The organism is Pedobacter aquatilis (genome assembly GCF_030409415.1).
GTDB lineage: Bacteria > Bacteroidota > Bacteroidia > Sphingobacteriales > Sphingobacteriaceae > Pedobacter > Pedobacter aquatilis.
In genome coordinates, this window is record NZ_JAUFPW010000036.1 from 323093 (window position 1) to 337668 (window position 14576).

Consider the following 14576-nt stretch of genomic DNA (forward strand, 5'->3'; position numbering starts at 1 on the left):
TTTAAGGTTTAGAGGTAAAAGGTTTAGGGTTTGGACGCTTTAACCTTACGCCCTCAACCTCTAAACCTTTAGCCTTATTCATATTTCAGCGCATCAACAGGATTGGATTTTGCCACTTTTATAGATTGAATACTTACTGTTAAAATGGCGATTAAAACAGATAATGAAATGGCCACAATAAATGGTAACGCAGATATTGATATCCGATACTCAAAAGCAGATAACCATTTGTTAATGATGACATAAGCCAACGGAAAGGCAATTAAGTTTGCAATCGCCACCAGCTTTATAAAATCTTTATTTAATAACGTAAGTATGTTACTGGTGCTTGCACCTAATACTTTACGAATACTAATCTCTTTTTTGCGCTGCTCGGCCATAAACAAAGCCAAACCCAGCAAACCTAAACAAGAAATGAAAATTGCGAAGCCACCAAACCAATTGGATAAAATGCCCAAAAGTCTTTCATTCGCAAATTTTAACTCAAAAGATTCATCAACAAATTTTCTGTTCACCGGGTAATCAGGCTCAATTTGTTTCACCAATTCATCAATTTTCTCAAGAGAAGAGCTGATGTTCTGATTTGGATTTAAACGGGCGATAATAACCTGAACTCCATCCATATAACTCGGGTAAAAAATCATCGGCGAAACCCTTTGATAAGCACTTTCTACAACAAAATCCTTAACCACCCCAATATTGGTTTTCTCTTGTCCCCAATATCTAATTTTGGCCCCTACGGGATTTTTTAGCCCCATCATACGCACCGCTGATTCGTTTAGCATGATGCTATTACTATCTACTTTATTTTTTACTGAAATTTCCCTTCCTGCAATCATTTCTGTACCAATGGTTTTAATGAAATCATCCCCAACACCTCTATTATTGAATAAAATAGATTCGCCTGTGGTTTTGCCCTGCCACTGAACATCTGTAGTATTATTACCACCTTCCGTCATATCCTTACTAAAAAATGTTACACCTGTTGCAGCGCCAGAACTAAGCATCTGATTTTTTAGCAAATCAAGTTTACTGCTGTTTGCCATTTTGCCTTCAACAGCAATTTGTATAAGATTGGATTTATCATAACCTATCGGCTTATTTTTCACATACTTTAATTGCTGGTAAATAACTGAAGTACAAACAATTAAACAAGCCGCAAAAACAAACTGTATAACTACTAAAACTTTGCGGATTGAAACCGATGAATCGGATTTAATCTTGAGTCCTTTCAATACTTTAATCGGTTCGAAAGAGGAAAGGTATAATGCCGGATAACTTCCGGCCATGAAACCTGTAAAAACCATCAAGCCAAAAAGAGTTCCCCAAAAAGCAATGCTATTATAATCTATTTGGAGTTTGATATTCAATAGGTTATTAAAATACGGTAAGCTAACTTCTACTAAAATGAATGCAAAAACGCCCGCCATCACCGTTATAAAAACAGACTCCAACAAAAACTGACCGATAAGTGATTTACGTGTAGAACCAATCGCTTTGCGAATACCAACTTCTTTTGCCCTACGCTCAGAACGGGCAGTAGATAGATTCATGAAATTTACACAAGCAATTAACAGAATACAGAAAGCAAGTAACAGAAATATTTTTAACTGTTCTATTTTACCCCCTACAGATTTTCCATTTTCAAAAGTATCGTACAAATGCCATTTATTTAATGGAAACAATAGTGCTTCGGCAGTATTTCCTTGCTGATTGCGTTTGTAAATATCTTTTATATCGGCATTTGCATTCGCAAAAAACTTATTGTCCTTCAGTTGAACAACTGTTAGGCACATGTTATTGCCCCAATTCGGTTCACGGGCCCAAGATTCACGCTGTAAAAACAGCGACCAAGGTGCTAAACATTCAAATGTGAGGCTACTATTTGTTTCAACGTCTTCAATTACACCCTCCACCTTTAGTACATCATGGTTTTCTAACTTAACAGTTTTATTGATCGGATCATCATTTCCAAAAAGCTTTTCAGCTAATGATTTTGTTAAGATGATTGAATTTACATTCTTTAAAGCCTGCTCAACACTTCCCTTAATAAATTTATAATCGAATATTTTAATAAAATTGTGGTCTGCAAAATTTAATCTGGCACTTATTCTATTGTTTCCAAAGGAGATTAATTTTGAACTTGTATAACTAGAATGCGACGTGTATTTGACGCCTGGTATTTTAGCCGCAACTTCATCTGCCATAGCGTTCGGTGTCCATGCCCAGCTGTAAATCTTACCATTTGCTGGCGAATTTTGATAAACAACATAGGTTTTATCGCTATTTGTATATTGCTTATCAAAACTCCATTCGTAAGAAACATATAGCAATAAAAGCATACAACTTGCCAAACCAATGGCCAATCCACCAATATTAATCAGAGAAAACCCCTTGTTTTTCCAAAGATTCCGCAATGCGATTTTTAAATTTATTTTGAACATTTTTTGAGTTTTACGTGGTACGTTTTAGGTTATAAGTACAGCACGTAAAACTTACTACGTATGACTTTTAACCTTTGAGCGCCTTACCCGAATCTCCCCATCCAGGAAGATTTCGGTCGGCTTATCATTAACTAAAACTATTTTCTTTGAGGTTGAGGGTTTAAGGTATGGGGTTTAAGGTACTAACGCTCAACCTTACGCCTTATACCTTTCACCTTAAACCTTTCTTATATCAACTCCTCGCTTCTGCTTTTATTTATTTTTTCAGAAATTACATGGCCATCTTTTAGGTTGATAATTCTGTTTGAAAAACTTGCGTCGTGACTAGAATGCGTAACCATTACAATTGAAGTCCCGGTTTCATTTAATTCGCAAAGGAGTTCCATTACTTCATTACCATGAGAACTATCTAAATTACCTGTTGGCTCATCGGCTAAAACTAATTTTGGTTTGGTAACCAAGGCTCTTGCCACAGCAACACGCTGCTGCTGTCCGCCAGAAAGTTGCTGTGGGAAGTGACCACTTCGGTTTACAATATTCATTCTCTCGATGATTTCGTTAACCAGTTTTTTACGTTCTCCAGCAGGGATTTTATTATATATCAGTGGCAATTCGATGTTTTCGAAAACAGTCAACTCATCAATTAGGTTAAAATTTTGAAATACGAAACCCATATTTCGTTTGCGGAAATTTGAGCGTTCTCTATCATTTAATGTTAAAAGTTCGGTATCAATAAACTTATAACTACCACTTTCAGGTTTATCCAACAAACCCATTACATTTAATAAGGTAGATTTACCACAACCGGAAGGCCCCATAATCGATACAAATTCGCCTTCTTTAACATGAAGATTAATTCCGTTTAACGCTGTAGTTTCTACTTCTTCAGTTTTGTAAACTTTTTCCAGATTTTCTATTTTAATCATAGCTTTTTATGTATCGAGTGTTAATATTTAGTATCAAGTATTTAGTATCAAGTATCAAGACCTGAGTGTATTTTTGCTTATTTGTATTCTTATTTTTAAACGTTATTCGTCATTCGCTTTCCTTCATCCATCTCCCATCATCCCTTTCGCATCAACCATCCTTACCTATTAATCTCCACCTGGTCGTATTTATCAAATTGGTCGTAAGATGATGTAATTACTTCATCGCCTTTGGCTAATCCTTCTAATATTTCGTAATAGAGGTAATTTTTTCTGCCAATTTTAACGTTTTTCTTAGTCGCTTTACCATTGTTTACCACAAAAACCCACGAGCCGCCTGTGCTTTGAAAAAACTGACCCTGAGCAAGTAATAATGATTTACTGTTATCAGATAAGGTTAATTTTGTTTGAAGCGACAAACCACGACGTAAACCATCAGGAGCACTACCCTTAAAAACCATTTCAACTTGAAACTGCCCCGTCGTAACCTCAGGTATAACCTTACTAACCGTTAAATTATAGGTTTTACCATTAAATTCACAAGTTGCGGTTTGCCCTTCTTTCACCCGATTAATGTAATATTCATCAACGCCAGCTTGTAATTTATAGCCTTGCATTACATCGATTTTACCAATCATTTCATTCGAATTGTATGATTTTCCGATTACGGGGTCGTAAGAAGAAAGCTTACCAGAAACCGGCGCTTTAATCGTCATATTTTCGATGTTTCGGCGAATCATTTCCAAGCTTTCGTTCATCTGCCCCATTGATTGGTCAATTTGCGCAAGCTGCATTTTACGACTCTGGTTTTCTTGCTTGATTGCTTGCTTAACAATTTTTAGTTTGCCTTGATAGTATTCGTAATCCTGGCTCGATTTATTAAATTCTTGAAGTGTGATTACTTTTTTAGCAAACAGAGAACTATCTAATTTATATTGTCGGGTTGCTGTACGTAAGTTATTTTCCACATCCAAAACATCCTGATTTAAAATTCTTTGATTTTGCTCTAAATCTAATCTCGATTTACGCAACTGATTGATTTGCTCAGTAGCTGCAGTTTGTTGAGATGTATAGCCCATCATAGCGTTAGAATTTTCTATTCTCAAAAGTGGTGTTCCTTTAACAACAGATGCACCATTCTCTGTAAAAATTTGTGCAACTGTGCCACCTTCTGAAGAACTTACAATTACAGATGTTAATGGTACAACACTTGCATTTAGCAAAACAACATCTTCGAAATCGCCATATTCTACCTTACTAATGGTTAATTTTTCGGCATCTGCACTATATGTTTTTTTTAATGATAAGGTGTAGCCATAAACCACAACAACTATAAAAGCAATCGTTCCACCAATTATCATCATGGTTTTTGTGCTAAATCTTTTCTTCTCAATTTTCTTATCCATTGCTTGGTTGTACTGTTCGGTTTCCATAATAACCAAGCTTGTGCCAAAAGAAAGAATACAATTTAAAACACAATAAATCAGATACTTATAATTTTTTAAAAAATTACGATGTTCATTATCGAACAGTTTATGTGCGGGAGCGGACAGTTTGAGTAAATTTACCCCGGATAAAAATCAATTAATAAGTCGTCATTGCGAGGCACGAAGCAATCTCTCTTCCTAAAAAAAGATTGCTTCGTACCTCGCAATGACGGAAAATAGCTAAACATTGATAACCACATCTTTTAACAACTTATAATAAAAATTATGCTTGACGCCACAGTCTTAATAATCGACGATGATGATGACATCTTATTAAGTGCCCGTTTATTTCTGAAACAACAGGTAAAACAGGTTATCACCTGCAAATCGCCCAAAGAAATTAATGTGTTATTAAGTAAAAACGAGGTAGATATTATTCTGCTTGATATGAATTACCAGAAAGGTGCAAGTGATGGCAGAGAGGGCTTATATTGGCTAGAGCACATTTTATCAATCGATAAAGATTACGTTGTTATTTTAATGACAGCCTTTGGAAACGTAGAATTGGCAGTAAAAGCCATTAAAAAAGGCGCTACAGATTTCATCCTTAAACCTTGGGAAAACGAGAAGCTTTTTGCTACGATTTCTGCAGCATCTAAACTAGGTGAATCGAATAGGAAAGTTAAAAAGTTAGAGAAAATACATACTTCTTTACAAAAAGATTTGACTCGGGGCTTTGAACATATTGTTGGTGAAGCTGATGTTATTAAGAACCTTCAAAGTACATTACTAAAAGTTGCGCCAACAGATGCAAATGTTTTAATATTGGGCGAAAATGGTACTGGAAAACAAGTTTTTGCTTATGAAATACATGGAAAATCGCAGCGCAAAAATCAAGTTTTTATGCATGTAGATTTAGGCTCACTTAATGAAAATTTATTTGAAAGCGAACTATTTGGCTACGCAAAAGGTGCTTTTACCGATGCAAAAGAAGATAAACCAGGCAGATTTGAACTGGCCGACGGTGGGACTATTTTTTTAGATGAAATTGGAAATTTAACCCTTCCGCTACAGGCAAAGTTGTTAAGTGTTTTACAGAATCGAACTGTAACACGTTTAGGAGAAAGTAAAGAACGGAAAGTGAATGTTCGCTTAATAACGGCTACAAATATGCCGCTTAACGAAATGGTTTCTAAAAATACCTTCCGCCAGGATTTACTCTTTAGAATTAACACTGTAGAATTATTATTACCCGCTTTGCGCAAACGCGGAAATGATATTTTGCTTTTGGCTAATCATTTTATGCAGGTTTTCAGTTCCAAATATCATAAAGAATTGCGAAGTTTAGCTACACAAGCCAAAGATGTATTACTAAATTACAGCTGGCCCGGAAATGTTAGGGAGTTGCAACATGTATTAGAACGGGCGGTGATTATGAGCGATGGAAATGAAATTACTGAACAGGATTTGCAATTAAGTCCACAACGTTTTGCCCAGAATAATACTATCCCTGAAGAAATGGCTTTGGGCGACATGGAAAAATTGATGATACAAAAGGCCATAGATAAACACAAAGGAAACATATCTAAAGCTGCCGCAGAATTAGGTTTAACCCGTGCAGCTTTATATAGAAGAATTGAGAAATTTGGGATTTGAGATTAAAGAGTAAGGAATAAAGAACAAAGATTAAAACCATAACGGATTAGAGATTTAAACTTTATTACAAAATATTTTTAGGCTTCATATCTTTATCTTTTCCTTATTTATTGCTCCTTACACCTTCAAAACATGTTTTATAAACGCTTTACTTTTCGTTTAATATTCAGATTGATAATTATTAATCTGCTGGGTTATTTGCTTTTCTATTTAATACGAAATACACAACTTTGGTTTACAATTATTGGAGTAAGCCTGATTCTGTTTGGCTCAATTATCTCGCTTTATTTCTATATTAATGAAATCAGATCAGACATTAAGCGTTTTATATTGGCCGTTAAAACTCTCGACCATACTTTAAATTTCAAGAATAAAACTACAAAAGGAAGTTTCCCGGAATTATATGAATCCTTTGGAGAAATTTTGCAGGTACATAAGCAAATTCGACTGGAACAAGATGCCATGTTTCAATTGATAAAAACTATTTTAGAGCAGGTGCCTGTTGGTGTAATGGTGATTAACAATACCAAAACGGCCCAAGACAACGAAGAAATCGCTTTTTTCAATCAGGCAGCATCTAACCTTTTGGGTGTACCGGCTTATAAATACTGGCATCGGTTAAAGCAACATTTACCTGCTTTTTCTAAAGAGATTGAACAAATAGCAGATGGAGGGAAAAGGTTTTTGGAATTAAAAATTCTGGATAAACTGATACAGCTTTCTATGGAAGTGATTCCACTTAATCTTTATGGAAAAAACTACACAATTATCAGTTTCCAGAATATTAAAGATGAAATTGAGCAAAAGGAAACCGAAGCTTGGAATCGCTTAATCGGCGTTATTTCTCATGAAATTTTAAATTCTATTACGCCAATAAGTTCTTTATCTGATACCATTAACACCATGGTAACCGATAAGGAAAATTTGGATGTTGAAGAGATGGAAGATTTAAAAACGGCTTTGCAAACTATTAAACGTCGCTCTGCCGGACTATTAGATTTTGTGAAAGATTACCGTTTAATAGCAGAATTGCCAACGCCAAACCTACAATTACACACTATTGGCGAAATTTTGAAACACATAAAGGTACTTATGCAACCTTTCGCCAAAGTTAAAAATGTGGTTTTAGATGTAGAGCAAACTTCATCAAAAATTACGGTTCAACTCGATTTAAAATTAATTGAGCAGGTATTGATTAACCTCATTACCAATAGTATTTATTCTGTAGAAGAAATTCCGAATCCACACATTTACGTAAATTACCGCTTAGAAAATACTAAACTCTATATTGATGTTAGTGATAATGGAAAAGGAATTGAACCCGATGATTTAGAAAAAATTTTTGTTCCATTTTACACAACCCGAAAAAATGGTTCTGGAATTGGTTTAACCATTAGTCGTAATATTATGAAAATGCACCGAGGTAGTATTGAGGTGGTTTCATTACCTAATGAAAAAACTACTTTTTCTTTGTTATTTAATTATGTTTAAGTGATTTTTTTGGAGTAACACCTTGGCCGTCATTGCGAGGTAGCGTGAATTTTAGGTTCCCCAATCAAATTGTCTCCCTTGCCATCATTCCCACGCAGGCGGGAATCCTAAAGAAATAGCAAATGTATTAATATGCCCAAGTCAAGTTGAGCATGACGAAAGCCTAAAAAATGTCGTCATTCCCACTCAGGCGGGAAGCTTAAAACTCGACATGTTGCTCGGTAAAACTTTCAAAAGAACCACAAGTTTTTGTTTCATAAACCTGATTGCAGCGAGCATGAAGCGCAGCGAAATAAAGCGGAAAGCAGGACTGATTTAACCGAAGACAAAGAAACCTGATTTCCAAAAAATCCGTTCTTACATCATCACCTTATTGCATTTTAATGGGATAGTGTTAAATCATTTGAATGTTTGTTTTAAAACAAAATTGAAACAAAAAACGTTTAATGCGCTTTTATTTATGTGGATACATTAAATACAAGCATGAAGACAGTTATAATATCGAACAGACTACCCGTTAAAATCATTGAAAAAAATAACGAGTACACGTTTATTCCTAGCGAAGGTGGCTTGGCTACCGGCCTTGGCGACGTGTACAAAACAGGCAATTCTATTTGGGTTGGCTGGCCAGGAATTGAAGTTCCGGAGGAACGGCAAGAAGAGGTGATTCAGAAATTAGGTGAATTTAATCTATACCCTGTTTTTTTAACGCAGGAAGAAATTAATTTATATTACGAGGGGTTTTCTAACGAAGTTTTATGGCCAGTTTTTCACTACCTCGTTACCTACGCACATTACGAACAAAGCTATTGGGATTGCTATAAATCTGTTAATGAGAAATTTGCAAAAAGTGCGATGCAAGTGCTTAATAGGCAAGATAAAATATGGATTCAGGATTATCAGCTACTTTTATTACCGGGGATTCTGAGAGAAAAATTTCCAAATTCAACAATCGGTTTTTTCCAGCATATTCCTTTTCCATCATACGAAATTTTCAGATTAATTCCCTGGCGTGAAGAATTGCTTAACGGCTTAATTGGTGCAGATTTAATTGGCTTCCATACCTATGATGATGTTCGCCATTTTATTAGTACGGCTACAAGATTGCTAACGGTAAACTCATCATCTAACGTACTAAACAGTAACGAAAGGCAAATTGTGATTGAAGCTTTCCCCATGGGCATTGATTATGAAAAATTTGCATCCCTTACCTCAACAGCAGAGGTGAAAAAGGAAATTGACTATTTTAGAAATGGAAAGGAAGACATGAAAATTATTCTTTCTATTGATAGATTGGATTACAGTAAGGGCATTTTAGAACGATTAAAAGCGCTGGAATTACTGTTGCAAATGCATCCTGAATTTATTGGAAAACTGGAATTGTTCATGATTGTGGTACCATCTAGAGATAGTGTACCGCAATACAGCGATTTAAGGGATCAAATTGACCAATTTGTTGGAAATTTGAATGCCAGATATCGCTCCATGGACTGGATTCCGGTAAATTATTTTTACCGCTCTTTTCCAATTGAAGTACTTTCCGCACTTTATTCATCTGCTGATGTTTGTCTGGTTACGCCAATGCGAGATGGAATGAATTTGGTAAGTAAAGAATATGTGGCTAGTAGAAACAATGAAGACGGTGTGCTGATTTTAAGTGAAATGGCAGGTGCATCAAAAGAATTAACAGATGCTTTGGTCGTGAATCCGAACAACCTTGGCGATATTATGGAGGCAATTTTAACTGCCTTAAAAATGCCTCTAGAAGAACAACAGCAACGCATGAAAGCTATGCGAGCAACAGTAGAAAAATTTAATGTAAAACATTGGGTTAATAATTTTATTTTAAGACTTAACGAAGTGAAAGATTCACAAAAATCATTACAAACAAAACATGCGGTAAATTCGGTGAACGAAATTATTGCTTCACAATATGCAAATACAAGTAATCGGGTTTTGTTTCTCGATTACGATGGAACATTGGTAGATTTTACAGGAAACATTGATGATGCATCGCCTGATGATGAATTATACGATTTAATTGAAAATCTAACACTAGATACCAAGAATACTGTGGTAATTATTAGTGGAAGAAGAAATGAAACACTCGAAAATTGGTTTGGACATATGAAGGTTGATTTAATTGCAGAACATGGCGCATGGCAAAAAACTTATGGCGATAAATGGAATAGCTTGCCTTTACTAACAGACCAATGGAAAAGCGAAATCAGATCGCTTTTAGAAACCTATACAGATAGAACTCCTGGTTCTTTTATTGAAGAAAAAAGTTACTCTTTGGTTTGGCATTACCGAAAGGCAGAAGAAGGTTTAGGCGAATTGAGAGCAAACGAAATTGTGAGTCACATGAAAATTTTAGCTGCTGATAAGGGGTTGCAACTTATGCCCGGAAATAAAGTTATAGAATTTAAAAACATAGAAGTTAATAAGGGAAAAGCAGCACTGAATTGGTTGTACGAAAAACATCCGGATTTTATAATCGCTCTTGGTGACGACCATACAGATGAGGATATTTTCAGGGCGTTACCAGAAGATGCAATTACCGTGAAGGTTGGCAACAACTTATCTGAAGCAAAATATTATTTAAATGATTTTAGAGAAGTTAGAAAACTGCTATGGAGTTTGGTTAAAGAAGAATTTGTTGAAAGAAAATAGCTTTTATTGTTACACATTAAGCTTGATGAAGACTTTTACGCAAACACTTAGACAATTATAATGTGAAAACATTTATAAGTAATATAAAAAAACTAATGCCAAGGTCTGTTTCTCAACAGAAGTTATCTTGAAAAAAAATCCTTCAGATTTAAGAAGATTTACGCAAATTTTAATCTGCATAAATCTTCTTAAAATCTTCGGGGAATAAATTATAAAAACACTGGCCTATCTAGTTTAATCGCAATGCGATAAGCAGCATTCATTAAACCAACATGGCTATACGCTTGTGGAAAATTACCCCACTGACTACCAGTTTTAGCATCTACATCTTCGCTAAAAAGCAACAAATGATTGCAATATTTAATGATATTTTCAAATTCCTTTATAGCTTCATCAATTCTGCCAACGCAAGCCAAAGCTTCAACATACCAAAAAGCACATATTAGGAAAGTAGTTTTTGGTTTACCAAAATCATCCGCGTGTAAATAGCGATAGAATAATCCATCTTCAGTTTTCAATTCGTTTTCTAAAGCGATTAAATGATCTTTAGCTTTTTGAGATGCTGGGTCCAAATACCCCATCATAATGAGTTGCAAAGTACTCGCATCTAAATGATTGCTCCCGACTGCGTTAGTATAAACTTTTCTTTCCGGGTCGTAACAGGCTTCAATATGAGCCGATGCCTTATCGATTAAAATCTGTGCTCTATTTTCAAAATCTTTACTTCCAATAGTTTTCGCCATTTTTAGAGCAGCTTGCGCACCTGCCCACTGAAATAAATTACTGTAGCAATGCATATTTGCCATATTTCTAAACTCCCAGATACCGGCATCCTTTTCATCAATGGTTCTTTCAATTTTAGATAAAACGCTTTCAATCCATTTTACTGAGTCACTGCGTTCTGAAAAAACAAAACGATGATCAGTGTAAAGTGGTAACATAGATATTAAAACCTGACCGTAAATGTCATTTTGAATATGTTCATAAGCCTGATTCCCGATTCGAATGGGTTGTTCGCCCATATATCCTTCTAAATGATCTAAGGTTGTTTCAACAATTCCTCTTTCGCCAGCAATACCGTATAAAGGTTGGTAACGTTCGTCTTCGGCATGAGAAATATCTGATAGATAATTAAAATATTTTTCCATCTCCTCAAAATGACCGATGTGATTTAAAGATGTAAGCACATAATGCGAATCTCTTAACCAACAATAGCGATAATCCCAGTTTCTTGTACTACCTGGAGATTCTGGTAAACTGGTTGTACTCGCTGCAATAAAAGCGCCTGTATCTTCATATTGATGTATTTTTAAAACCAAAGCAGAACGAATTACGAACGGTTGATAAAATCCGGCAATTGAAGAGTGCTTAATCCATCGTCTCCAATAAGCAACCGTATCACGGAGAAAATTTTCGGCAGTAGTTACCACCGGAGCTTCCAAATTTTGTCCGTAAGTCATAATAAGGTATTTCGATTCGTTTAATACGAACGCCTTTTCATCAATAATATAACTTAAAGAAACATTGGTACTTAAGCGTATATTCTCATCACAGCCTAAATAATCTATGTGATTGCTTCCGCGACTACGTTTCATTTTATCTTTCCCATAGTTGCAAACTGGTGTGCATTTTATGGTGATGCGAGGATTGCCCACTAGCGGTTCTATCTTTCTGATAAACATTAGCGGCTTGAAATATCTATCGTAAAGTTGAAAACGTGGTGCGAAATCTGTAATACGATATGTCCCATCATCGGCAGTAATTTCTGTCCTTAAAACATTGGTATTTTCAATATAATATTGATTTGACGAAAATTCACCCTTTGGCAAAATTGAAAATTCACCCCCTTCTTTCTTGTCTAATAAACTTCCAAATACAAAGGAACTATCGAAACGTGGCCAGCAAAGCCAAGATATATCAGTGTTTTTGTTTACGTGTGCCATAAAAGCACAATTTCCAATTATTCCTGTTTGATACAGATGTTTTTCGGCCATGAGCAATTTTTTATATGTTTATGAACTAACAAGCCTATGCCGAAAATGTTGGCGGGAATGTGAAAAACCCTATTTAATAAAGTTAATTTGACCGTTTTGGTGTCTTTTCTAATGAAGTGAAGTTTGTTTATTTGTCTTAGCCAGACGGGCTTTTTTGACAACAAAAGAAACAAAATTGCCGGCTGAAAATTTTTGTATTAAAGTTAGTGTTTCGGCTCTGACAGTGCTTGCCCAAAAATTTGTTGGGCCGGTTTAAAGTAAAACGAAGATTTGCTGCTTAGGCTTAGCTAGATGAAAATAAAAAATTTTCATGCCCAAATTAATTATAGAATATTGAAATTGATATAAAAAATCATATTCAATAAGGTTACTTAACCGTTTTGCTGGGAACAAACTTTGTTAAATAAGCCTGATTGAAGTGGAAATATTTTTTGTTTGCAGCAACTTAGAATATCTGTTACACTGTAACCGATGAAAAGATTCTTCATAACTTGTAGTGTTAGAAGTTTACAAAAAAGATTGTAACGGAAAGCAGGGCTGCATTCGGCAATGAAATACAGAAAGTTCACTTTCAAAAAACCTTTTAGTGTCTATTAAAAGATTGCTTCGTACTTCGCAATGGAGAATTGTAGGCCAAAAAAAACCAGTCCCGAATATCGAAACTGGTTTAATTAATGATAATAATTACTTTAAATTACTGTTCCGCTTGGTAAAACAGCACCTTTTTTGATAACTACAATACCATCTTTAACGGCATAAAGTTCGTGGTCGCCATCTTCTAAATGTGGACCCCCATTAATTTTAACATCATTTCCAATTCTGCAATTTTTATCAATGATGGCATTATTGATGTAACATCTATCTCCAATACCAATTAGGGAATTTCCTTTACTCGTTTCCGATTGAATTTCTTCTAAAGTTTGATAACGATCGCTACCCATAATGTAAGCATTTGTAACTACGGTGTGCTTACCAATGCGAGCACGAATACCTAAAACAGCATGTTCTACCCTACTCGCCTGCACAATACAACCTTCAGCAATAATTGCCTTTTCTAGGGTTGTACCCGAAATTTTCGAAGGTGGTAGCATCCTTGCTCTGGTAAAAATAGTATGATTGCTATCGAACATGTTAAACTTCGGAATTTCATCGGTTAAGCCTAAATTAGCCTCAAAAAATGATGAAATATTACCGATATCTGTCCAATAACCTTCGTATTGGTAACTCAACACTCTACTTTCAGTAATTGCTCTTGGCAAAATTTCTTTGCCAAAATCTTTCTCCTCTTCGTTTTCGTTTAAAATGTTGATTAGGTAGTCGCGATTGAAAACGTAAATACCCATCGAGGCCAAAAAGTTACGACCTTCACCCTGCATTTCTGCACCGGTATCTGAAACCCAATCTTCCAAGCCTGTTTTAGGTTTTTCGATGAAAGAGGTAATCATGTTTTCCTCATCGGCTTTCAAAATACCGAAATCGGTTGCATCTTTAGCCGTAACCGGGATAGTTGCAATGGTAATTTCTGCATTGGCTTCGATGTGTTTTTCAATCATATCTTTAAAATCCATCTGGTACAATTGGTCGCCAGAAAGAATTAAAATGTAATCGAACTCATGCGAAACGATGTGGTGCATACATTGACGCACCGCATCTGCAGTTCCTTGAAACCAACCAGCGTTTTGTACCGTTTGCTCAGCCGCAAGAATATCAACAAAAGCCGTGCTAAAATGGCTAAAGTGATACGTGTTTTTAATGTGTTTATTTAGGGATGCCGAATTAAACTGTGTCAGCACAAACATACGGTGGATGCCAGAATTTAGGCAATTAGAAATTGGGATGTCTACCAACCGATACTTACCAGCAATTGGAACTGCCGGCTTAGAACGTGTTTGTGTGAGTGGCGATAATCTAGAGCCCTGGCCACCGCCAAGGATAACGCCTAAAACTTTGTCAGTCATGTTTAAG

Annotated in this window: 8 protein-coding genes; 3 read left to right on the top strand and 5 right to left on the bottom strand. The window is 35.6% G+C overall.

Annotated features, from left to right (window positions below; all coding sequences use genetic code 11):
• Nucleotides 1–74: 74 nt before the first annotated feature.
• The 3 genes from QWY86_RS19765 to QWY86_RS19775 form a co-directional block, all read right to left on the bottom strand.
• The gene (locus tag QWY86_RS19765; protein WP_290244685.1) at nucleotides 75–2444 is read right to left on the bottom strand and encodes an ABC transporter permease; all 2370 of its coding nucleotides are present in this window, start codon (nucleotides 2442–2444) and stop codon (nucleotides 75–77) included.
• Between the two features lie 227 nt (nucleotides 2445–2671).
• Nucleotides 2672–3370 (bottom strand): ABC transporter ATP-binding protein, encoded by a 699-nt coding sequence (locus tag QWY86_RS19770; RefSeq protein WP_290244687.1) that lies wholly within the window; start codon nucleotides 3368–3370, stop codon nucleotides 2672–2674.
• Nucleotides 3371–3531: 161 nt separating this feature from the next.
• Nucleotides 3532–4803 carry an efflux RND transporter periplasmic adaptor subunit gene (locus QWY86_RS19775; RefSeq protein ID WP_290244689.1) on the bottom strand — a complete coding sequence of 424 codons (1272 nt, stop codon included), beginning with the start codon at nucleotides 4801–4803 and terminating at the stop codon, nucleotides 3532–3534.
• A gap of 279 nt (nucleotides 4804–5082) precedes the next feature.
• On the opposite strand from QWY86_RS19775, the gene QWY86_RS19780 reads away from it, so the two are divergent.
• The 3 genes from QWY86_RS19780 to QWY86_RS19790 all read left to right on the top strand — a co-directional run bounded on the left by QWY86_RS19780 (nucleotide 5083) and on the right by QWY86_RS19790 (nucleotide 10617).
• Nucleotides 5083–6453, top strand: coding sequence for a sigma-54-dependent transcriptional regulator (locus QWY86_RS19780; protein WP_290244691.1), 1371 nt, complete (start codon nucleotides 5083–5085; stop codon nucleotides 6451–6453).
• A 132-nt stretch (nucleotides 6454–6585) separates the two neighbouring features.
• Nucleotides 6586–7944, top strand: coding sequence for a sensor histidine kinase (locus tag QWY86_RS19785; RefSeq protein WP_290244693.1), 1359 nt, complete (start codon nucleotides 6586–6588; stop codon nucleotides 7942–7944).
• Nucleotides 7945–8427: 483 nt separating this feature from the next.
• Entirely contained in the window at nucleotides 8428–10617 is a 2190-nt protein-coding gene (locus tag QWY86_RS19790) for a bifunctional alpha,alpha-trehalose-phosphate synthase (UDP-forming)/trehalose-phosphatase (protein WP_290244695.1), read from the top strand.
• A gap of 209 nt (nucleotides 10618–10826) precedes the next feature.
• On the opposite strand, the gene QWY86_RS19795 is transcribed toward QWY86_RS19790, so the two are convergent.
• Together QWY86_RS19795 and QWY86_RS19800 are read right to left on the bottom strand one after the other, a co-directional pair.
• Nucleotides 10827–12611 (bottom strand): glycoside hydrolase family 15 protein, encoded by a 1785-nt coding sequence (locus QWY86_RS19795; protein WP_290244697.1) that lies wholly within the window; start codon nucleotides 12609–12611, stop codon nucleotides 10827–10829.
• 689 nt (nucleotides 12612–13300) lie between these two features.
• Entirely contained in the window at nucleotides 13301–14569 is a 1269-nt protein-coding gene (locus QWY86_RS19800; RefSeq protein ID WP_290244699.1) for a glucose-1-phosphate adenylyltransferase, read from the bottom strand.
• Nucleotides 14570–14576: the final 7 nt, after the last annotated feature.

Excerpts from the sequence above, each read along its gene's own strand:
- QWY86_RS19765 (WP_290244685.1), bottom strand. The coding sequence starts at position 2,444 with ATGTTCAAAATAAATTTAAAAATCGCATTGCGGAATCTTTGGAAAAAC.
- QWY86_RS19770 (WP_290244687.1), bottom strand. The coding sequence starts at position 3,370 with ATGATTAAAATAGAAAATCTGGAAAAAGTTTACAAAACTGAAGAAGTA.
- QWY86_RS19775 (WP_290244689.1), bottom strand. The coding sequence starts at position 4,803 with ATGGAAACCGAACAGTACAACCAAGCAATGGATAAGAAAATTGAGAAG.
- QWY86_RS19780 (WP_290244691.1), top strand. The coding sequence starts at position 5,083 with ATGCTTGACGCCACAGTCTTAATAATCGACGATGATGATGACATCTTA.
- QWY86_RS19785 (WP_290244693.1), top strand. The coding sequence starts at position 6,586 with ATGTTTTATAAACGCTTTACTTTTCGTTTAATATTCAGATTGATAATT.
- QWY86_RS19790 (WP_290244695.1), top strand. The coding sequence starts at position 8,428 with ATGAAGACAGTTATAATATCGAACAGACTACCCGTTAAAATCATTGAA.
- QWY86_RS19795 (WP_290244697.1), bottom strand. The coding sequence starts at position 12,611 with ATGGCCGAAAAACATCTGTATCAAACAGGAATAATTGGAAATTGTGCT.
- QWY86_RS19800 (WP_290244699.1), bottom strand. The coding sequence starts at position 14,569 with ATGACTGACAAAGTTTTAGGCGTTATCCTTGGCGGTGGCCAGGGCTCT.